Raw genomic sequence first — 19,927 nt, 5'->3', positions numbered from 1 at the left:
ATAATCACCTCTAAGCTCTGAATAATTGCATAGGATCTATCCGGTACATTTTGAAGGATGGTATGAGCATAGCCAATAGCCCAAATAATAGAGTTCCAACAACAAGCAGCACATGCTTCCCGCTTAACACTAACGCATTGATTTGAATTCCTGTATATTCGAACAGGATGTCTTTAAATATTAAGCCGGATAAATGACCCGCCAATAATCCAAGAAGCAAGCCTAGACTGACCAAAACAAATCCCTCACCAATGAAGCTCATAAAAATAAACCGTTTGGACTTGCCGATAATCCGAAGCAAACCAACATCTTTCTGCCGTTCATTAGCTGCAGCGGTTAAAGAGAGCAAGATCGAAATCGAAGCTAAAATAACGCAAAGCACGGTAACGAGACCTAACATTTCCGTACCCTTGTCTACCACATCCAGCACATCCGCTACTGCCTTGCTTGTATATGCAGCTTGAACATTATTGATTGCTTCAAATTGTTGTTTAATTAACGGTACGCCGCCAATGGATTTTGGCTTGATCAGAATGGCGGTCACCTCAGTGCCTCCATGCTCTTCCTCATGGACAGCCCATGCATAATCCATCGTAGTAAATACCGCACCATCGTCAGGTGTGTTTAAGAATGGCAATATGCCCGAAATCCGGTACATAAACGTCTCATGTGCATCATGATGCTCTTCTTCTTCCTCTTCAAAGGAATGACCCGCTTCTTCGATAACACCATGGCCACCCTTAAAGGTATCTCCGACATGAAGATTAAGCGACTTGGCAACATGCGAGCCAACGACTACATCTCCGAGCTTTTGGTACATGCGGCCTGAAGCAAGCTTTTGATCGCCGTAGCGCGTTAAAAAATATTCGGCTTCTATGCCAACAATAGGGAACCCATTGTAATTATCGCCTGTTGTCATGCCATAAGCGTTCATAACTTGCTCATTCTCTTTCACTTGATTCAGTACTTCAAGCGGTATATTGCCTGTTGGCGCACCAACGTGATAAAACGTGTTGAGGACTAATTGCGAATCGCTCCCATCGGCTCCGATGACGAGCTCAAAAGGTCCGTATCCTCTTTTCGCGCCTTCATTCACGCTAACCTGGCACAGGATAAGGAACACTAGCAATGCAACCGTTACAGTAACGGATATAACCGTCAATAGGGATAGAAATTTCCGGTGAGCTAGGTTTCTAAAAATAAGAGTCCACTGCGTCATACGGCTCTCTCCTCTTGAATCGGATGCTTTTCATTTGGATGGCTCTTGAACGCTTTATTGATATCCTGAATATGAAGCCGAATCGGGAATCGTTCTGCCAAATTCAGATCATGAGTAACGGTTAACAAAGTTGTATGCTTGGAAATCGCGTCGCTTAGCAAAATATCAGTGATTTCACCTGCTGTTTCCCAGTCCAGACTGCCGGTTGGCTCATCTGCAAGCAAGATGGAAGGTCGATTAATGAGCGCGCGAATGATCGCAACCCTTTGCTGCTGTCCTCTAGATAATTGTGATGGCCGGTGCAGCATTCTGTCCTTTAATCCGACCTGTTCAAACCAATAATCCAATTCGGCTGCTCTTTCTTTGCGGCTCATCGACGGATTCATGACTATTTCAATGTTTTGCCTGGCAGTAAGGGAAGGAATAAGATGAAAGTCTTGAAGAATATAACCGATATGCTGCGCTCGAAATTGATCACGCTGTGATTCCGTAAGCTCATGAAGCTTCATTCCGTTCACAAGAATTTGACCCGTTTCAGCCTTCAATAGGCCGCCAATCATATGAAGCAGCGTGCTTTTGCCGGACCCGCTTGGCCCGATAATCGCAATTTTGCTGCCCTGTTCGACCTGCCAGAGTGGAATATCGAGAATAGCAATCGTTTCACCATTTATCGAAAATCCTTTAGCCAGCTGCTGAATGGTAATCATTCATCTCACTCCCAACGTAAAAACAGGGGAAGCGGGTTCCCCTGTTCTCGTTAATATCACTGATTGTTTACTACTTCAGAACGATGCGCTCGGACAAGCTATCCCAAGTCAGTTTAGTACCTGTCAAGCTATTGAAAGCTTCAAGAGGAAGATAAAACTTGCCGTTATCCAGATCAGCTTTGTAAGAAGCTGCTTTGCCATTTACTTTTACAGTCAAGCCGGTTTTATTGATTTCAACTGAATTTTTGCCTTTAGTCAACGTGCTTGCTGCTGCACCGGATTTATAAGCTCCGCCAAGCGCCTTCGCCAACGCTTCTGCAGGATACAAAACTACGCCATCGCGGTTAACTTTGAACTTCGGATACAGATGCTTCGATTGCAGTGCTGCAGTTGCTTTGTTTAAATCTACGCCGATTACTTTTGCTGAAGCTAGAGCGATTTGCGTATTGTCGATTTGGCCTTTTACTTGGCTTGCGATCGGGCCGTAAGCCCATACGCCAACATCAACGCCGGAGTGACCATGACCGGACCAGCCAACTAGAACGCGCTTCGAGATGACCGCGTTGTAGCCGCCCTCTCTTGCATAAGAAGAGCCATCGCCATCCAAAATCAGCTGTGCTTCCTCATCGGACAGATCCGAGATCCAAGTGTTAGCCGTAACGATTTTTTTGATGTCTTCAATCGTTTTTGCTTCTTTCAAACTATTGATCAAGAACTCGGATGAGTGCTTTTGCTTGTTCCACAATTCAATGTTCAACTCGTAGATGTTATCACGGGAGAGGGAAAGTCCGCCCGTCTCATGGTCAGCCGTAACGACAACCGAAGTGTTGCCGTTCTTCTTAGCAAATTCTACAGCAACCTTCACAGCTGCATCGAAATCCAGCACTTCCTGGACCGTCGTTGGAAAGTCGTTTGCATGGCTGGCATGATCGATACGGCCGCCTTCGATCATAATGGCAAAGCCGTCTTTATCCGCCGACAAAATTTCCAGCGCTTTTTTCGTCATATTCGCTAGGTTTGGCGTGCTGTCTTTACGATCCGGTACATAAGCGACGTGTGAAGAACCAAATAGTCCGATTGCTTTTTGATTTTTTACAGTCAAAGCATTAAGTGATTTGTTGTCTTTTACTACTTTATAGCCTTTAGCCGTGAAGTCTTTAATAATGCTCTTGTCAGAGCGTTTTCCCTTTTCGTCCTTGCTAAGGAAAAACTGCTCGCCGCCGCCGAAGAGTACGTCTACGCCGCTATCCAAATATTGCGATGCAATCGCGCTCTCGTTATCTCTGCTGCGAACATGCGATGCATAAACCGCAGGCGTAGCATGGGTAATACGGGCTGTCGTGACAAGACCCGTTGCTTTGCCGTTCATTTCAGCCGCTTCGATTACAGAAGCATATGGCTTGGAAACATCAGCATTCGATACGCTGATTGCAGCATTATACGTTTTATTGCCCGTTGCGAATGCTGTACCAGCCGAAGCGGAGTCCGTAATGGCACCGGATACGATTTTATCTCCATCCTCGCCTTTATCCGCATATGTAGTTGCTTGTCCAACATAGTAGGAATCCAATGTAAGATGCGGTTTACCCAGAACAGATTTCGAATATAGTCTAGCTGCAGAAACCTGTGCAGGACCCATGCCATCGCCGATCAAAACGATAACGTTTTTGGATTCCGATTTCTTCACTTGTGTTTTTGCCGTATCAGCTGCCATAAGGAGCGAGCTGGTGGAAATAACAGCAAGCGATAGTCCTGTAGCCAGTAAACCCTTCATTGACTTCTTCATTTAGATATACCCTCCATGAGAACTCTATTTTCAATCCACTTTAAATGTTACTCGTTAATTATCAAGCGACTGTCAAAATAATAATAAGAAATTGAAAACGCGCCTCGCACATATGGACATAACCTTAAGCTATCGCTGATATGATTAAACGAACGAAGCGATGCTGATTTAAGGGGAGGTGTGCATATGGAGCCTTTTTCCACTGATTTATTGAAAGGAAAGGTCGTGCTGATTACTGGCGGAGCGACAGGTCTTGGTCGTGCTATGGGCGAAAGGTTTGTTGCGCTTGGCGCCAATCTGGCAATAGCCAGTCGCCGCGAAGCCGTGCTCGCAAAGGCGGCAGAAGAAATGAGCCTTGCGTCAAGCCCTGTTTATTACAAGAGCTGTGATGTCCGTGACCCCGCTCAAGTGAGTGAGCTGATTACGGCCGTTGAGAACCATTTTGGACACATCGATGTACTCGTTAACAATGCTGCAGGCAATTTCATCAGTCCTACTGAACGGCTCTCGCCAAGAGCGGTAGACACTGTCTTGAATATCGTACTGCATGGCACCTTCTATACGACACTTGAGGTTGGGAAGCGTTGGATTGAGCAAGGAATCGGCGGCACTATGCTGAACATCGTTACCACCTATGCCAGTACAGGCTCAGGCTATGTCGTACCCTCTGCGGCGGCAAAAGCTGGCGTACTGGCGCTTACGAGATCGCTCGCCGTGGAATGGGCGCCTTACGGAATCCGCCAGATTGCTATTGCGCCAGGGCCATTCCCGACAGAAGGCGCATGGTCGCGCCTTGCTCCGACTCCCGAGCTTGAGGAGAAAATGATCGGCCGCGTTCCCTTTAAGAGGGTAGGTAATAAAGAGGAGCTTGCTAATCTGGCAGCTTATCTCATTTCTGATTATGCAGCTTATATGAACGGTGAAGTCGTAACAATTGACGGCGGCGAATGGCTGCAAGGTGCAGGCCAATTCAACAGCTTATCCGAGTTGACGAGCAAGCAATGGGATGATTTGGCTGATTTGACCCGCAAGGGCAAGGGATAAGCAGGCTAGCTCGGCGTGTAATGCAAAGAAAAAGCAGCTCTTGCCTCCGAAGAGGAATGAGTTGCTTTTTTTTCGTGTGGCTATTCTGCTTTTTTTGCATCATCTGCATGATTTAATTGGCGAGGACCGGGACCTCTTCCTCCCGATTTGTTGCCACTACGGTTTCCGCCAGTGCGGTTGCCTCCTGTGCGGTTCCCACCAGTGCGGTTGCCTCCTGTGCGGTTCCCACCAGTGCGGTTGCCTCCTGTGCGGTTCCCACCAGTGCGGTTGCCTCCTGTGCGGTTCCCACCAGTGCGGTTGCCACCTGTACGGTTGCCTCCTGTGCGGTTGCCTCCAGTGCGGTTGCCTCCTGTGCGGTTGCCTCCAGTGCGGTTGCCTCCTGTGCGGTTACCACCAGTGCGGTTACCACCAGTGCGGTTGCCGCTGTTTTCTGCATTTTTCTTTTCTTTTGGCATATGCGTAATACCTCCTATTAGAAGCTACTTACAACATATGTAGCAATTCTATCATTCGCAACTAGTCATTTGATTGTTTTATAGAATAATAGATTCATATCCCCTGCCGCATTACATTGTGGCTAGCTTAAAGTGGCATCGACTAAAATAGGTCTACTTTCTAGACTCTATTTTGCTTGCGGAGCACCTCTTACACAGTTAACATGGGAAGCGCGTAAAAAAAGAAGCTGTCCTTCAAGGTCGATAACCTCTGAGACAGCTCCTTCATTCGAAAGCTATAATGTATTTGCCGAATAGGGACCGGTATCCGTTCCGAAAGCTTTCATCCCGCGCGGCTGAACGCTCTTCTCATCAGGCTCCAGCGTTATGCCGATGCTATCGTAGGTTAATTGTTCTGACTCTACTCCCATCGCAAGCAGTCCCACACCTTTCTCATCAACGCGGAACGTGCCTGCACTCGATCGAATGCCATCCCGGAGAAGCCAGACCTGATATGCTTCCTCATTTTTCGTTTCTTGGGCTCCGAACACATAGACGACAAACTGCTTGCTCTTTCCATTGTCCACAATACATGCAATGCCATACGCATGCTCCTTCTCAGCGGATTCCGCCTTTAGCATCGTGATCTTTACAATCTCGGAGGCTGGAGCAAATAAAGCTTTTTCGATGGACTCGAATCCCGAATCCTGATTTTTAATGAAAGGATTATCCCATAACGATCCGGCCACAAAAATAATCGCTGCCGCAGCCACAGCAACTAATGGCTTCCAAAGCTTTCTTTCATTCCGTGATTTATGGCGCCTTGGTGCTGCTTTGGCAGCAGCCATAATTTGCTCCTTCAGATCTTCTGGAGGTTCAATTCGTTCCATATCCATGGGAAGCCCCTCCCATACAATTTGCAATTCAGCCAGCTCTTGCTTGCAAGAATCACAATAAGTTAAATGACGTTCGAATGCGTCCCTTTCCTCTTTAGAGCCAGTTCCAGATAAATAATCGAGTATGAAATCGCAATCGCTGCTGTAAACTTCGTCATTCATTTAAAGTTCCCCCTTTGCCACAAGATGCCTTCGCAATATTTTCAAAGTCTGATGAAGTCTGTTCTTGACCGTTCCGAGAGGCTGATCATACAGCTGTGCCAGCTCTCTCAGGCTATAGCCTTGCCAATAAAAATGCTCAAGGAGCGTTTTCTGAGAAATGGATAAATGCTTGCACGCCTGCTGAATTTGTTCCCTTAAGGAATGCCTTTCAATATGCTCCTCGGGCGACAATGCCAGTTGATCAGGCAATTCATTAAAGCGCTCATCCGTTATTTGTACAAGGACGGAAGCCTCTCTTCTTTGCTTACGAATATGATCCATCGTTATATTGCGGGTAATAGTAAGAAGCCAGCTTGTAAAACGCCCCTTGTCTGGATCGTATTCCGACTCTGTCGTCCATAAACGCATAAAAACCGCTTGTGAAATGTCTCTTGCGGTCGGCTCATCCCGAACCGCTTTGATGGCAAAGGAATACACCAAAGAGCCATACCGGTCATAAAGGACGGACAGCGCTTTATTTTTACCTTTTCTAATAAGCTGCATGAGTTCTTGATCGGTAAGATTAAGCATTGATAGCGCCTCCACGACAGGCTTTTTTCTTTATGTTATCAGAAACAGGAGCAGCCTTAAACAGCTGCCCCTAATCTTTAATAAAAGATAAATTATTTTTCCTTCACTACGATTGACCCTCTCATGCCTGGATGAGGAATACAATAGTAGCCGAACTCGCCTGCATCTGAGAAGGTAACCTTCTTGCTTTCATTCTGTGCAAGCAATTCCGTATCGAATTGTCCACTATCAGCAGTTGCAGAATGTTTTACCTCATCCTTATTGATAAAGGTAACGATATCGCCCTGTGAAATTTCGAGCTTTTCCGGAGAAAAGGCGAAGTTCGTAATCTCCACTGTATGAATGGTTACCGCGTCTTTTTCTTTTATCGGCGCCTCCGTTTTGACCGGTGTCTTAGGCGTAGACTTAGGCTGAGCCGCTGTAGCCTTCGGCTTCGTTTCTGTCGCTTTCTCCGTTGCAGCCGGCTTCTCCGTTGCTTCAATCTTTTCCGTTTCCTTAGGCTTCTCCGTTGCTTCAATCTTTTCCGTTTCCTTCGGCTTCTCCGTTGCTTCAATCATTTCCGTTTCTACGGGCTTTTCCGTTTCTACCGGCTTTTCCATTTCAACCGGCTCCTGAGCCGGGGAGGCTGTATCCTCTGGGCTAGTGGATGGAGCTTCATTTACCGCCCCGTAACCATCATCTGCATACTCATCAGCAGCTTCAATTGGAGCAGACGTCATATCCATTGTGTTATTGTGGGCAGAAATCTCGTTTGATTCCTGAGAGCTGCCGCAGCCTGATAAGAAGAGGAGCAGCAGTATTAGCATAAAACACCCATAAGTTATTTTTCGCATGTCTTCACGCTCACTTTACGATGATTTGACCAGTCATGAATGATTTGTGCGGCTCGCAGAAGTAATTATAAGTACCTGGTTTATCAAAAGTTACCGTATGGGTTTCGCCTTTAGCGAGTAAAGGAGTCGAGAAGGATCCATCCAAGGCAACCGCATTATGCTTCATCTCGTCGTAGTTCGTGAAGATAACCTTGGAGCCTGCTTCCACAGTAAGAGCTTCCTTGCCAAAGGAGTACTCCTTAATGTCAATGTTGTACGTCTTAGCAGTCGGTGCCGGTGCAGCTGGTGTTGTCGATGCAGTCGTTCCATTAAATTTGGCTGGATCTACGATATACCAGACATCATTGACACCTTGCCCATTCAATTCACCATGTGCCTTATCTTTAATAAAATAATAGAGCGGGAACCCTTTAAATGATGCTTGCTTGCTTCCATCCGAACGGGTAATCGTTCCGATATCGCTACCTTTGATCGTAGATGGGACACTAACGCTTGAGGCTGAATATGCAGGCCAATTGACTAGGCAATTGCCTTCGCAAACGCTTTTTCCGGATGTATCCTTGTCAAAATAATAGAGTGCTCTGCCGTAATCGTCAGTCAAATAGTTTCCCGCTGACTTCGATGTGCCAAGCATAATCGCGTAATCCGACTTCGCCGCAAACCATACGCCGCCTGCGCCCTCACCGGTTACATCGCCAGGCTTGCTGTCTTTTGCAAAATAATAGAGCGGCCAATTTTTGTAAGTTAACTGCTTCGCGCCGTCTGTGCGAGTAATAACAGCGAAGTCTGCTTTATTCAGCCAAGCCGGTATTTGAAGATTGGCATCGTAATAGACTGGCCAGTTCTTCAAGCAATCTCCTTGACAGGAATTAACGTTCTCCGCATCCTTCGTGAAGAAATAGAGCGCACGCCCGTTTTTATCCGTGAAATACTTGCCGAGTTTGTCGTTTAGCGCAAGACCAATTCGCTCACCTTGCGGCAATACTGCACCGGAAGCAATGACTCCGCTCGCTTGCAGCGTATCGAAGAACGGCTTGCCTTTTTTCGTATTGGCAGACAGCGCCTCGACGAGTGATGTTGCTAGATGAGTATTCATCAGTGACGACTTGCCGGCAATCTCTTTCAAGCCATGCGAAGCTGCAAATGTTTCCGATTGTTGGTATGTAAAGTCTGATCCTGATTTATAACCGAGGTTCTCCAATATCACCTTGTAAAATTGCTGGGAGCTGATCGCTGCTGTTGGTTCAAAACGATTGTTGCCCGCGCCTTGCCAGCCTAGCTCCGGCTTGCTCTTCAGATAAGCCAGAACGGATTGATTGGCTTTGCCAACCTTCGAAGCGTCAGAGAAATTCGTTTTGCCTGTAAAAGCTTGAGCTTCCTTCAGTTTTCCATTAAGTCGGAGCGAGATTATAGCGGCTTGCAGGCGCGTTGACGCTTTACTCAAATAGGCTGCATCCACGCCTTTGCCGTCTCCAATAAGTAGCCCAAGCTCAAATGCCGTATCGGCATCGGTCTTGATCCTGGACGACGATTCTGCAGACGCCGAGCCAAGCGGGGCGGCAATGATTGTCGTACACATTGCAGTAATCAAAAACAGTTTCTTAAATCGTGTAAGCATTAATAATTCCTCCTTTATGGTCTTTACATGTAGAGATAACGCTGCATAGGAAAGATAGGTTTGATAAATAAACAAATATTTTTTTGTAGAGCGAATAAAAAAAAAAGCCCTTGAAAATCAAGGACTTCAATATGAATTCAAGAGCAATCGGCTTTTCATTCTTTATTTAGCGATTCCGATATTCGCTTGGCGTAATGCCATAAAACTGTTTAAATGTGCGGGAAAAATTTTTGGCATTGCTATAACCTAGCTTTTCGCTGACTTCATACGTTTTGATCCTAAAATCCTGAAGCAGCCACGCGGCTTTTTCCATTTTTACGCTGATGACAAAATCTGAAAATGTTTTCCCTGTCCTTTGCTTGAACAATTGGCTTAAATAGTTGGCGTTCATGTAGAGATGGCCGGCCACACACTCCAAGCTAACATTTTGGTAATGCTGCTCCACATAAGTCATAACCTCTTGAACTAACTTTCCATTTCCCTTTTTAGCGTACTTCACTTCAACCTCCTTCAGCGATCTTTTTGCGGCAAGCCTTGTACCATCCTCCTCCAGTTCAGTGTGAATTTTCGTAATGACGTTTATAAGCGCATCGTAAGCGACAGGTTTAATCAAATATTCACGGACTCCGTATAACATAGCATAATAAGCATAATCGATATCGCGGTAATTGCTATAAAAAATGACTTTTATTCCCGATTTCCGTTCATACAGCACCCTGGCCAAATCCACACCATTTAGAACAGGCATACGGATATCTGTGAAAATAACATCAATGTCGCCTTTCTCCTCTATCCACTGAAGTGCTTCCTTCTCATTGCTGACCTGACCCGCGATTTGAAATCCAATTTCTTCCCAAGGGAAATCATTATACAATGAGCTGCTTATTTCCGATGGGTCGTCTACAAAAAGAATGTTATACAAAAACTTCCCACCTTTCTTTTTGTCCATCCTCTAAATCTTTTTTTGCCCTCGGCAAATGCTTGATATAGAAGTTGTACCAGTTTTTGTAAATGAAGTGTTCAACATCCTCCTCACGATAATGCTTAAGCAGCAGATCGATCAGCTTGTCATACTTGCCGGCGTGCTCCAATCCGATAAGCCATCTGTCCATCCCGTCAAAATCCGAACCAAAACCTACATGCCGGCTGCCGCCAAGCGAGCAGACATGGTCCAGATGCAGCAATAGTTTATCCATCGAAACGGGCTCTTCGGTTTGAACAAAAGGAGGCACAAACGTAATGCCCATTACACCCCCTTTCTCAATAAGAGAAGTAATTTGCTCATCTCGCAGGTTTCGCAGCCTCGGACTTACTTTGCTGGCATTTGAATGCGATGCGATAAATGGTTTATCGGAAAGCTCGACAAGTTCCCAGAAGCCTGATTCGGATAGATGGGATACATCCAAAATCATATTCAATCGATTGCATTCTTTGATGAGGCTCCGGCCTTTTGCTGTAAACCCGCTTCCTCTCTGTTCCAGCACCCCGTCAGCAGCCCAATTCGAATGGTTCCATGTTATGCCTACGCTTCGCACCCCTAGTTCAAACAAGATACGCAGGTAGGTCAGGTTGCCTTGGAGCGCATCTACTCCCTCGAGCGATAGCAAGGCGCCGTTTTGATTGCTTGCTGCGACCTCTTGCAAATCCTCTTTGGAACGGATAAATGACATGCGTCCCTCTGAGACAATATGTCGATGAAATAAGTCGATACATTCAAGCACATACCGAAATTCAGACGGCCATTTTTCCGATAAGTAGATGGCAAAGCTTTGAACGCCAATGCCGGATTCACGTATTCTTTGCAGTGTGACATCCAGCTTGCTCTCCTCATTTACAAAATCAAGCTCCGCGTTCTCCAGCAGCTTGCTTAATACATCGCAATGAGCATCGAATATCCTCATAAAGGCGCTCCTCCTCGTCTATCCACGGTAGGAAATAAGGAATTTCTGGGTATCGGCAGTCCGTACAAATGCAGACTCCGAGGCATGTGCAGCAACTATATCTGTTATCAGATGATGATTGGGGGACCTCTCACATACAGGATCTGTTTGCTCGGCATCACCTGTCAGAAGAAACGCTTGGCAGCGGCAGCCGCCAAAATCCTGAAACCGCAGATCGCAGCTTCTGCAAGGCTCGGGCATCCAGTCGAATCCACGGTAAGCCTGGAAAGATTCGGACTCCTCCCAGATCCAAGAGAGGCTTCGACCTTGGACTGACTCGAATTTCAAGGTGTTAATGCTGGAGGCAGCCGTGCAAGGCAATGCTAAGCCATTTGGGGAAACTGTGAGTGAAAGCTTGCCCCATCCGCCCATACAAGGCTTCGGCAGGTTTTCATGATAATCAGGCAGCACCCAGATCAGCTCCATCTGCTTGCCAAAACGTTCCCTCGCTCGGTAAAAGGCGGCTTCAGCCGTATAAACCTGTTGCTTGGTAGGCATAAGCTCGTTGCGATTGGCTAAAGCCCATCCGTAATATTGCGTGTTGGCTAGCTCAAGCCGTTCTGCTCCCCAAGACGCGCAAAGCTCGATCATCTCTTCAATGACATGCAAATTATGCCGATGAAGCACGACATTCATATTTAAGGTCATGCCGGCAGAGCGAATCATTTCAGCCGCTTTCCGCTTGATCTCATGCGCCTTAAAACCGCCAATCCTATCAGCAAGCTCTGCCGTGGAAGCTTGGATGCTTAGCTGAATACTGTCAGTTCCCGCCTCTGAGAGCTTTTGCATTCTTTTTTCCGTGAGTCCTACGCCGCTTGTAATGAGATTTACAAATAAGCCCAAGTCGCGAGCCCGACGGATAAGCAGCTCCAGGTCAGGCCGCAAAAGCGGTTCTCCTCCGGTAAAGTGAACCTGAACGACGCCAAGCTCGCTAGCCTCCTCCAATACACGTAGCCAATCCTCAGTGGGCAGCTCGTTCTCGCGTTTTTGAAGCTCGATTGGATTCGAGCAGTATCCGCATTGCAGCGGACAGCGATGCGTGATTTCTGCAGTCAAGGCATATGGCGCGCTTACCTTCATAGCTCGATCCACCCCTCCTCTGACGCATGCGCCAAAAACTCCGACACATCCTCTAGAAGGCTTGTTTGGCCATACTTGATTTGCAGCTCTTCAACAATTTGAGCGACGGTCCGCTGACCGTCCACAAGCTGAAGAATATCGCCTGCAGGACCATTTAGATGTATAATCCGCTCAGGAAGAAGCAATAAATCCGTTTGGCGCGTTTGATCATATTTGATGCGCGCCGGGGGACGCAGCCTTGGCCGTTCAGACAACCCCCAAGAGTTCATTGCGATCCTCCTCCCGTTGAACGGACCAGCTTAACGCATCCAAAATGGACCAAAGCACATCGCACTTAAAGGAAAGCGCGGCTATCGCCGAATCCTGTCCTTTACGACTAACACATTCGCGCAGGACAATCTCCAAACCATGATCCGCATCCCGAGGTGCCTGATGCAGTCTTCCTCTGAAGTATTCCAGACCTTCAGGGCGCACCCAAGGATACAACTCTTCAAACACGCCAATACGCTGCGATACGAGAATGGGAGCGAATAGCTCTGTTAATGAAGACGCAACGGCAATAGCCCAAGGCTGGTTGCGGCAAAAATTGACATAGGCATCTACAGCGAATCGAACGGATGGGAGAACCAATCGCTCATTCAACAAATCCTCTCTCGAGATATCAACGGCTTCGCCTAACCGTATCCAAGCTTCAATTCCGCCTTCTTCTCCCTCACGGCCGTCATGATCGATAATTCGCTGGAGCCATATCCGTCGATCTTCCTTACTCGGAAGCTTCGAGAGGACGATCGCATCCTTAACTGGAATGTTTTTCTGATAATAAAATCGGTTCGCTACCCATGCCCGCAGCTCAGCGGGACTAAGCTTTCCTTCATGCATTCGTAAATGGAAAGGATGCTTATCGTGATAGCGCTCCGCTCCAACTTTTCTCAGTTCCGAAATAAATGTTTCCTTTGACCATGCTTCTTTCATCTTAAACCTCCATTTCCAAGCCGTCGTATCCTACTTCGATGTCATGCTCTTGAAGACTGCGATATTCGCTCGAAGCACGGTCGAGGATCGGGTTAGTATTGTTGATATGGACATAAATTTTGCGAGAAGCGGGGAGCGGAATTAGCTTTTGAAAACTGCCGTTCGGACCCATTATGGGGATATGTCCCATGTCCGCGGCTTCAAGCTCAGAGATGCCCATGCTGCGAAGCTCGTCACCATGCCAGAAGGTCCCGTCTATCAAAATGCTGTGCGCACCTTCCAATTGCCGATCTAAGCCAGCTGTCCACGACTCCACGCCAGGCGCATAAACCGCAACGCCGCCTGACAATACATCCTCAATTCGATAGCCGATTACCCAATCGTGATCCTTCCATTCAGCTTCCATGCTGCCGCTTGTGCCAACATATCGCGGAGACTTGCAGCCTAGTCGGAATGGACGAATAACAACATTTCCTCCAAAAAGGAAAATGGGCTCGCCCATTTTTACTTCATGCCAGCTCAGCTTGGCGTATGGTTCAAGCATTGGCCGAACAGGAAACGCATAAGTAAGCGCATGCATTACTGGCGCTGATGCATACACGTCCAATTCCGAGCTCTCCCTTAAGCTTAATAGGCCAAGAGTATGATCAAGCTCCGCATCCGTCAGCAAAACACCCAAAATAGGTGTTCCCCGCAAGCCCGGTCCAGGCCAAAGCGTGCAGTGTGCTTCTATTTGCTCCCGAACATCTGGAGTTGCATTTATTAAATACCACCCTTCCCCATCCAAACTAAGGGCAAGCGAATTATGCGTCCTCGCTTTCACATGCGAATCTCTTTCCCTGGCACGATGACAGTATGTACAAGCGCAATTCCATTGCGGAAAGCCTCCCCCGGCTGCCGAACCTAACACTTTCAGAAGCATCTTCATTACCTCCAATAAAGAATAGTGCCGGATTTCTCCGGCACGCAGTTTCTACTTTTGAGAAGCGTAAGAAGTAACTTCAGCACAAACATCAATTACTTTGTAGCTTGGCTTAACCCACATAACTTCACCTCCCCTCACGATCAATTAAAAGTTAGGCACCAGACGAACGATTTTGTCCGGTGTGCCGTTTCCATTTTTATCGCCGTTGTTGCTGGTAACAAAGTAGATGGAGCCATCTGGCGCTTCCACGACATCACGGATGCGGCCATATTGGTTTTTGTACAAATAAGTCAAATCGCTGCTGCTGATCGTTGGCTTGCCATTTTTCTCAACGACACGCATTTTAATGATTTGTTGGCCCTTCAAGTTGGCAACCAGCAAATCACCTTTCCATGGACCTTGCGTTACAAAAGTAATGCCCGATGGTGCCCATGTCGTACCTTGCGCATAAATAAGCGGAGCTGTGATTCCCGAGGCATTATGGTTCGATCCGCTATATTTCGGCCAGCCATAATTGGCTCCCGGCGTAACTAAGTTGATTTCATCTGTGGACGATTCGCCATGCTCTGATTGGAATAAGCGGTTAGTTCCCGGCTGCCACGCTAATCCTTGCGGATTGCGGTGTCCACGGCTGTAAATCGGTGAATTCGGACCAAACGGGTTGTCGCTTGGGATTGTACCGTCAAGATTAATACGGAAAATTTTCCCTCCAAGATAGCTAAGCGTCTCTTCTGCATGACCGTAATTTCCGTTTCCAAAATACAGCTTGCCGTCTGGTCCTACTTTGATCCGACCGCCGTTATGATAGACAGCGCCAGGAAGTTTGTCGAGCAGCACTTTATCGACGGTTGCTTTATTGTTGCTTTCTTTTAGTCGAACGACACGGTTTAACACCTTGTTATCACTGGTTTTATACGTATGATAAATATAAATATAGTGATTAGTAGCAAAGTTCGGATCTAGTGCAATACCCAGCAGTCCGCCTTCACTATTAGGCATGTAATAGAAAGGAGAACCGAGTGTAATGACCGGTGTCGACTGTACTACGCCGTTAATAATTACACGAACTCTGCCGCTGTTCCGTTCGGTAAAGAAGATCCTTCCATCCGATGCGAAATCCAATGCCCACGGAACCTGAAGGTTGCTGCTGATGACTTGCGTCGTATAAGGATCAGATGAAGTTGTATTGGTTTTCACAGACAGTGCGCTGCTTGCCGCTGAGATGTTTCCTGCTACATCTCTTGCTTTCACAGTAAAGCTGTACGTCGTGTTGGCATTCAATCCACTGATTGCAGCGGATGTGCCGGATACAGTCGCAGCTAATGCCCCATTGTTGAATACGTCATATTGGTATACGCCTACATTGTCTGTAGATGCAGTCCAAGTTAAATTGACGCTCGATGATGTTTTACTCGGACTAGCAAGTCCAGTCGGTACAGTTGGGCTTTGAGTATCATTCTGAGTCGAGGTTGTTACTGAAAGCGGGCTGCTTGCTTCAGAAACCTGCCCTGCTGCATCTTTGGCTTTGATGGTAAAGCTGTAGGTTGTGTCCGCGGTTAATCCATTGAATGTATAAGAGGTTCCGGACACATTGGCCTGGGCCAATACTCCGTCTTTATATAAGTCATAACCCGTAACTCCCACATCGTCTAGGGATGCCGTCCAGGATATGCTTACGCTTGTGTTTGATTTGGTGTCCACTTTCAAACCTGTCGGCGCAGTTGGCGGATACACATCTCCACTGCTGTTGACCTTAACATTTTCGAAGACCGCATGGCTTAAAGCCGTTGTCTTATGGCTCGAAACCGCCAAACCAACATACAAGGAGTTGCTCAAAGAAACCGTTATACTTCCTAAGTCGCCCCAGTTGAGTCCATTATTGGACACGTATCCTTTGATCGTAGTGCCGGTACGTTCCAGCTTAATCCAATAAGGATTGGTCGAAGCAGCAGACACATCCTTTGTCGTGCCTCCAGTAGCCGTTCTGTACTGAAAACGCAAGCCATGATTCGGAGTCAGAACCAAATCGACATGCTTGGCATTGGCATTTAGCGACTCTCGGAACGTAATGCCAGCCTTTGCATATTCATTCGTATTCGTTTGCGAAGACACTAGGGCTACTATGGCTCCATTACCCGTCCAAGGCTGATATACAAAGTTGAACTGATCGCTGGTGCCCCAAATATCTGTTCCTGCGCCACTCACTGCAAATTTGCCATTTGCGGGATCGAAGGTCGCGCTGCCCGCCAATGACGGAGACCCTATATTTTGTGCTTTCCACGGACTTGGCACAGGTCCGGCAGCCGCTAATCCAAACGATGGCAATAAGGTGAGGGTTAAACAAAGGCTCAACGCTAATGCTAACAATCTTTTACGTTGCATCATTCTAAACACCTCTTTTCCATTTTTTTTGCTTATTTAGCTGTAAACGCGTACTTATTCAATCAGAATTAATAAGAAAAATTCGAAAAAAATGCAAGCATAAATGAGATGCTGGCATTGCTTCTTTCGAATCTTTATAAAAGCTCAATCTCCACTCCTTTCTATTGTTTTTTTTTACATTTTTTCATTTTCTTATCAATTCCTACTTCAACTATACGTTTTACTTTGTTTGTTAGAAAGGCATTTAAAGTTAGATAACGTATCATTTTTCTCTATTTTTATAAAAATATAAGCGCTTTAACTTTTAGGCATGAATTGAACCTTACCTGTTTACCGCATGATTTGAACCTATCACACTCAGTCTTTCCATTAAATGGCTTCCTCGTTAATCAGTTCGCCAAGCTTAACAAATTATCCTTTGACGAAACATGGCTTTTTTTAACTGATATTGTCGAAGGGCGCAATAGATTTATTACTACCTGTCTGCCCTCATTAAAATAAAAGCAATATCAACTTTACGTATATTTGAGGACCCTATAAAAAAGAACCCGAATACGTATGCATCGAGTTCAAATTATGAATAAACTTCTATATATTTCCATGCCCCTCAAATCACAACAATCCCAGTTCGCGTGCACGGGCTACAGCTTCCGTCCGTCTTTGAACTTGCAGTTTGCCATAAATTCTGCGGTTATGCCCTTTGACCGTATCTAAAGCAATGAAGAGCTTTTCGCTAATCTCATGATTCGAGAGTCCTTGGGCAATAAGCTGAAGCACTTTTAACTCGCGTTGGCTCAGCGGCTCGATAAGGGACTGCGCTGGCTGGGCAGTTGGAAAATAAAATTTATCTTCGCTACTTTGCCCATCAGTTTCAAATACAGCCCTCAACTTGCCAATATAGTCCGTTATTATCCCGTGATGAGCTGTTTCAGACAATAATCCAGCCATCGGAATACCTTCATCGATAAAAATACGAATGAACCCGCCGGGCTCAGCAAGCGCCATGGCATCACTCAGCAATTGCATTGCCTTATCCTTTTCCCCATGCTTATATAGCGCGATAGTCTGCAGCACCATAATCTTGAGCCGCTCATCCGCCCACCCTTTCTCCTCCATCTGCAAGAGCAAAGGTTCCAGAACAATCAGTACCGTGGATGTGTCTCCTTCAGCTAAATGCAGCCGTGCCTGGACGAGGGGGAGTTCGTGCTTCTGAACCAGATGAGCCGCTGCTGCCAAATTGCCCTGATGAAGCAGCACAAGCGCTTGTACGGCAGCAACCTCAGACATGCGATGTACAAAATTATGCTGGCGAACGAACTGAGCGGTTTTGGCTAAAATAGCGGCTGCGCCTGTCGGATCACCCTCGGCAAGCTTCAAGCGGGCGAGAAACAGCTCGCAAGCAACCAATCTGTCCGTACTTTCTAATTGAATCGCCAGTTGGACACTCTTTTGCCCGTGCTGCTTTGCAGCGTCCATGTCGTTCCATTCATAACTAATTCGGGCAAGGCCTAGATGTGCTTCGCAAACAACGAGCAGCGTCGTTTCACCTGCCAGTTGCAGAACGCGGCGGTAGCTCTTAGCTGCTAGATCGAGCTGATTGTCTGCTTCCTGCATGTTGCCGAGGCCGATAGTAGCCATTATGGTAATAATAAAATGGCCGATCGACTCGCTGATTGTTATCGCTTCGGTATAGGCCTTTGTTGCCGCTACGCGGTCTCCCTGTAGATGGTAGGCATACCCTAGCGTCCAAATAGTCGCTGTGCGGACAGGCAGGTTGACTGGGTGCAGATATTCCAAGGCTCGGTGCGACTGTACTAGAATCATTTCTACCTCGTGCTGAGTAACGGCCAGCGTTGCCCGAATGGCCGCAATATGTCCTATAAGATCACAGGTTTTCTCGGTTGGCTCGGCCCCTTGCAGAGCTGCTTCTGCAGCTTGCAGTTTCTGTTCGACGCCATCCAGTTGGCTGCCAAACAATAGAACCGAAGCATGGATCACCCACAACGAGGGTCTCTCATCCAGTATCGTTGATGGCAGCGACTCCAGCCAGTTCCGTACAGAGGCCATCGCGCCACGGAAGTGCAGTGGCATCCCTTTTCCTTCGATCAGGCGAGTAGCACGATCAATATCATTTGCGGCAGCCGCATGCTGAAAAGCTTCAATTTCCAGTCCATTCTCTTCATACCATTCGCTTGCTCGTACATGTAATTCTGCTACACCATTCCTTGAATCAACTGTAGGCAATGCGGCACTCTGCTGCAGCCGCTGCCGTAGCAAATCCGCAAAAAGATGGTGATAACGGTACCAACGCCGTTCATTATCCAATGGTACGATGAATAGGTTTGCTTGCTCGAGCGACTGCAAAGTTTCTTGCCCAGTCGAAGAGTTGCGGTGAAGCAAGGAAGATTGGGTAAATGCATCAGCGTCCGTCTGTTCCCCCTCTACCTTGCTAAGAACGGCATCACAAAGAGGGGCGCACATGCGATCGAGAATAGAGGTAGACAGCAAAAAAGTCTGAACGCTTTCGGACTGCTTTTGCAGCACTTCTTCAACCAAATAGTCGAGCACAAAATGATGGCTGCCTGTGAAAGACTTGATGAAACCGGAGGCGTCTTGATGTCCCTTCATAGAAATCGCAGCTAATTGCAAGCCTGCAATCCAGCCTTCTGTATGGGTTTCAAGCAGAGCAATGTCTTCAGATAGAAGTTTTAGACCCATCACCTGGTTAAGAAATCCGGCTGCTTCAGCATAATTAAAACGCAAGTCGGCGACTCGCAGCTCGGTCAGTTGGTCCCGGACGCGCAAGCGAGCCATAGGAAGATGTGGATCCTCACGGGTAGCGATAACCACGTGCATCTGTGGCGGCATATGCTCGAGAATAAAGGCAAATGCTTTCTCAACCGGCTTGGTATCAATGACATGATAATCATCAAGGACGAGGACGAAATGATCAGGAATAGCTGTGAGTTCATTGAGCAGAGCAGTCAGAATGGATTCAATTGGAGGTCCGTGAGGGGTTTGGAGCATGCCAAACACGCTTTGTCCTATACTCGCCGTAATCTTTTGCAAAGCAGCGATAAGGTAAGTCAGAAAGCGTGTTGGGTCATTATCCCCTTCGTCGAGCGACAGCCAGGCAAACGGTCGTTCACAACCGACGAGCCATTCGCTGACCAGCGTAGTTTTACCATAGCCGGCGGAGGCAGATATAAGGGTAAGTCTGCGGCTCAGTCCTTCGTTCAACCGCTCGAAAAGTCGAGGGCGGAGAACTGCATTTGGCCGAGGCGGTGGAATATATAGTTTAGTGGATAGAATTGGCGTAGACATAGATCAATTATAATGACGACAGCTCAAAGCCGTCA

The 19,927-nt window shown here is 47.0% G+C and carries 18 protein-coding genes; 1 reads left to right on the top strand and 17 read right to left on the bottom strand.

Annotated elements, in window-relative coordinates; translation table 11 throughout:
- Positions 1–10: 10 nt before the first annotated feature.
- From AC2TDN_RS08615 to AC2TDN_RS08605, 3 genes are all read right to left on the bottom strand, one after another.
- The gene (locus tag AC2TDN_RS08615; protein WP_484687659.1) at positions 11–1,219 is read right to left on the bottom strand and encodes an ABC transporter permease; all 1,209 of its coding nucleotides are present in this window, start codon (positions 1,217–1,219) and stop codon (positions 11–13) included.
- Positions 1,216–1,926, bottom strand: coding sequence for an ABC transporter ATP-binding protein (locus AC2TDN_RS08610; protein WP_484687658.1), 711 nt, complete (start codon positions 1,924–1,926; stop codon positions 1,216–1,218). The genes AC2TDN_RS08615 and AC2TDN_RS08610 overlap by 4 nt, the downstream gene beginning before the upstream one ends.
- 70 nt (positions 1,927–1,996) lie before the next feature.
- On the bottom strand, positions 1,997–3,712 hold the full coding sequence (locus tag AC2TDN_RS08605) for an alkaline phosphatase (RefSeq protein ID WP_484687657.1): 1,716 nt from the start codon (positions 3,710–3,712) through the stop codon (positions 1,997–1,999).
- A gap of 186 nt (positions 3,713–3,898) precedes the next feature.
- Between AC2TDN_RS08605 and AC2TDN_RS08600 the strand changes: the two genes are divergently transcribed.
- On the top strand, positions 3,899–4,756 hold the full coding sequence (locus tag AC2TDN_RS08600; RefSeq protein ID WP_484687656.1) for an SDR family oxidoreductase: 858 nt from the start codon (positions 3,899–3,901) through the stop codon (positions 4,754–4,756).
- Between the two features lie 112 nt (positions 4,757–4,868).
- On the opposite strand, the gene AC2TDN_RS08595 is transcribed toward AC2TDN_RS08600, so the two are convergent.
- The 14 genes from AC2TDN_RS08595 to AC2TDN_RS08530 all read right to left on the bottom strand — a co-directional run bounded on the left by AC2TDN_RS08595 (position 4,869) and on the right by AC2TDN_RS08530 (position 19,808).
- The gene (locus tag AC2TDN_RS08595; protein ID WP_484687655.1) at positions 4,869–5,192 is read right to left on the bottom strand and encodes a hypothetical protein; all 324 of its coding nucleotides are present in this window, start codon (positions 5,190–5,192) and stop codon (positions 4,869–4,871) included.
- Positions 5,193–5,486: 294 nt separating this feature from the next.
- The gene (locus AC2TDN_RS08590; RefSeq protein ID WP_484687654.1) at positions 5,487–6,248 is read right to left on the bottom strand and encodes an anti-sigma factor; all 762 of its coding nucleotides are present in this window, start codon (positions 6,246–6,248) and stop codon (positions 5,487–5,489) included.
- The gene (locus AC2TDN_RS08585; protein WP_484687653.1) at positions 6,249–6,818 is read right to left on the bottom strand and encodes an RNA polymerase sigma factor; all 570 of its coding nucleotides are present in this window, start codon (positions 6,816–6,818) and stop codon (positions 6,249–6,251) included.
- Positions 6,819–6,910: 92 nt separating this feature from the next.
- The gene (locus tag AC2TDN_RS08580) at positions 6,911–7,624 is read right to left on the bottom strand and encodes a cupredoxin domain-containing protein (RefSeq protein ID WP_484687652.1); all 714 of its coding nucleotides are present in this window, start codon (positions 7,622–7,624) and stop codon (positions 6,911–6,913) included.
- A gap of 37 nt (positions 7,625–7,661) precedes the next feature.
- Positions 7,662–9,269, bottom strand: a complete 1,608-nt coding sequence (locus AC2TDN_RS08575; protein ID WP_484687651.1) for a plastocyanin/azurin family copper-binding protein — start codon at positions 9,267–9,269, stop codon at positions 7,662–7,664.
- 166 nt (positions 9,270–9,435) lie between these two features.
- On the bottom strand, positions 9,436–10,191 hold the full coding sequence (locus AC2TDN_RS08570; RefSeq protein WP_482066723.1) for a response regulator transcription factor: 756 nt from the start codon (positions 10,189–10,191) through the stop codon (positions 9,436–9,438).
- Positions 10,184–11,170 (bottom strand): dipeptidase, encoded by a 987-nt coding sequence (locus tag AC2TDN_RS08565; RefSeq protein ID WP_482066722.1) that lies wholly within the window; start codon positions 11,168–11,170, stop codon positions 10,184–10,186. Before AC2TDN_RS08565 ends, AC2TDN_RS08570 begins: the two co-directional genes overlap by 8 nt.
- Positions 11,171–11,188: 18 nt before the next feature.
- Positions 11,189–12,301, bottom strand: coding sequence for a pyrroloquinoline quinone biosynthesis protein PqqE (pqqE, locus tag AC2TDN_RS08560; RefSeq protein ID WP_484687650.1), 1,113 nt, complete (start codon positions 12,299–12,301; stop codon positions 11,189–11,191).
- Entirely contained in the window at positions 12,286–12,558 is a 273-nt protein-coding gene (gene pqqD / locus AC2TDN_RS08555; protein ID WP_484687649.1) for a pyrroloquinoline quinone biosynthesis peptide chaperone PqqD, read from the bottom strand. The genes pqqE and pqqD overlap by 16 nt, the downstream gene beginning before the upstream one ends.
- Entirely contained in the window at positions 12,536–13,261 is a 726-nt protein-coding gene (gene pqqC, locus AC2TDN_RS08550) for a pyrroloquinoline-quinone synthase PqqC (protein WP_482066719.1), read from the bottom strand. Before pqqC ends, pqqD begins: the two co-directional genes overlap by 23 nt.
- A 1-nt stretch (position 13,262) precedes the next feature.
- Entirely contained in the window at positions 13,263–14,183 is a 921-nt protein-coding gene (gene pqqB / locus AC2TDN_RS08545) for a pyrroloquinoline quinone biosynthesis protein PqqB (protein WP_484687648.1), read from the bottom strand.
- Between the two features lie 51 nt (positions 14,184–14,234).
- Entirely contained in the window at positions 14,235–14,306 is a 72-nt protein-coding gene (gene pqqA, locus AC2TDN_RS08540; RefSeq protein ID WP_369688908.1) for a pyrroloquinoline quinone precursor peptide PqqA, read from the bottom strand.
- 24 nt (positions 14,307–14,330) lie between these two features.
- Positions 14,331–16,571 carry a PQQ-dependent sugar dehydrogenase gene (locus AC2TDN_RS08535; RefSeq protein ID WP_482066717.1) on the bottom strand — a complete coding sequence of 747 codons (2,241 nt, stop codon included), beginning with the start codon at positions 16,569–16,571 and terminating at the stop codon, positions 14,331–14,333.
- A gap of 609 nt (positions 16,572–17,180) precedes the next feature.
- A complete protein-coding gene (locus AC2TDN_RS08530) occupies positions 17,181–19,808 on the bottom strand; it encodes a winged helix-turn-helix domain-containing protein (protein ID WP_484687647.1) in 2,628 nt (875 codons plus the stop codon).
- Between the last annotated feature and the right edge of the window lie 119 nt (positions 19,809–19,927).

It is taken from the genome of Paenibacillus sp. Y660, from assembly GCF_057221575.1.
The sequence above is the reverse complement of the archived record's forward strand: the minus strand, read 5'-3'. Positions and strand labels throughout refer to the sequence as shown.

Excerpts from the sequence above, each read along its gene's own strand:
- pqqC (WP_482066719.1), bottom strand. The coding sequence starts at position 13,261 with ATGAAAGAAGCATGGTCAAAGGAAACATTTATTTCGGAACTGAGAAAA.
- pqqD (WP_484687649.1), bottom strand. The coding sequence starts at position 12,558 with ATGAACTCTTGGGGGTTGTCTGAACGGCCAAGGCTGCGTCCCCCGGCG.
- AC2TDN_RS08595 (WP_484687655.1), bottom strand. The coding sequence starts at position 5,192 with ATGCAGAAAACAGCGGCAACCGCACTGGTGGTAACCGCACTGGTGGTA.
- AC2TDN_RS08610 (WP_484687658.1), bottom strand. The coding sequence starts at position 1,926 with ATGATTACCATTCAGCAGCTGGCTAAAGGATTTTCGATAAATGGTGAA.
- AC2TDN_RS08605 (WP_484687657.1), bottom strand. The coding sequence starts at position 3,712 with ATGAAGAAGTCAATGAAGGGTTTACTGGCTACAGGACTATCGCTTGCT.
- AC2TDN_RS08565 (WP_482066722.1), bottom strand. The coding sequence starts at position 11,170 with ATGAGGATATTCGATGCTCATTGCGATGTATTAAGCAAGCTGCTGGAG.
- AC2TDN_RS08615 (WP_484687659.1), bottom strand. The coding sequence starts at position 1,219 with ATGACGCAGTGGACTCTTATTTTTAGAAACCTAGCTCACCGGAAATTT.
- pqqB (WP_484687648.1), bottom strand. The coding sequence starts at position 14,183 with ATGCTTCTGAAAGTGTTAGGTTCGGCAGCCGGGGGAGGCTTTCCGCAA.
- AC2TDN_RS08600 (WP_484687656.1), top strand. The coding sequence starts at position 3,899 with ATGGAGCCTTTTTCCACTGATTTATTGAAAGGAAAGGTCGTGCTGATT.
- AC2TDN_RS08575 (WP_484687651.1), bottom strand. The coding sequence starts at position 9,269 with ATGCTTACACGATTTAAGAAACTGTTTTTGATTACTGCAATGTGTACG.
- AC2TDN_RS08590 (WP_484687654.1), bottom strand. The coding sequence starts at position 6,248 with ATGAATGACGAAGTTTACAGCAGCGATTGCGATTTCATACTCGATTAT.
- AC2TDN_RS08535 (WP_482066717.1), bottom strand. The coding sequence starts at position 16,571 with ATGATGCAACGTAAAAGATTGTTAGCATTAGCGTTGAGCCTTTGTTTA.
- AC2TDN_RS08580 (WP_484687652.1), bottom strand. The coding sequence starts at position 7,624 with ATGCTAATACTGCTGCTCCTCTTCTTATCAGGCTGCGGCAGCTCTCAG.
- AC2TDN_RS08585 (WP_484687653.1), bottom strand. The coding sequence starts at position 6,818 with ATGCTTAATCTTACCGATCAAGAACTCATGCAGCTTATTAGAAAAGGT.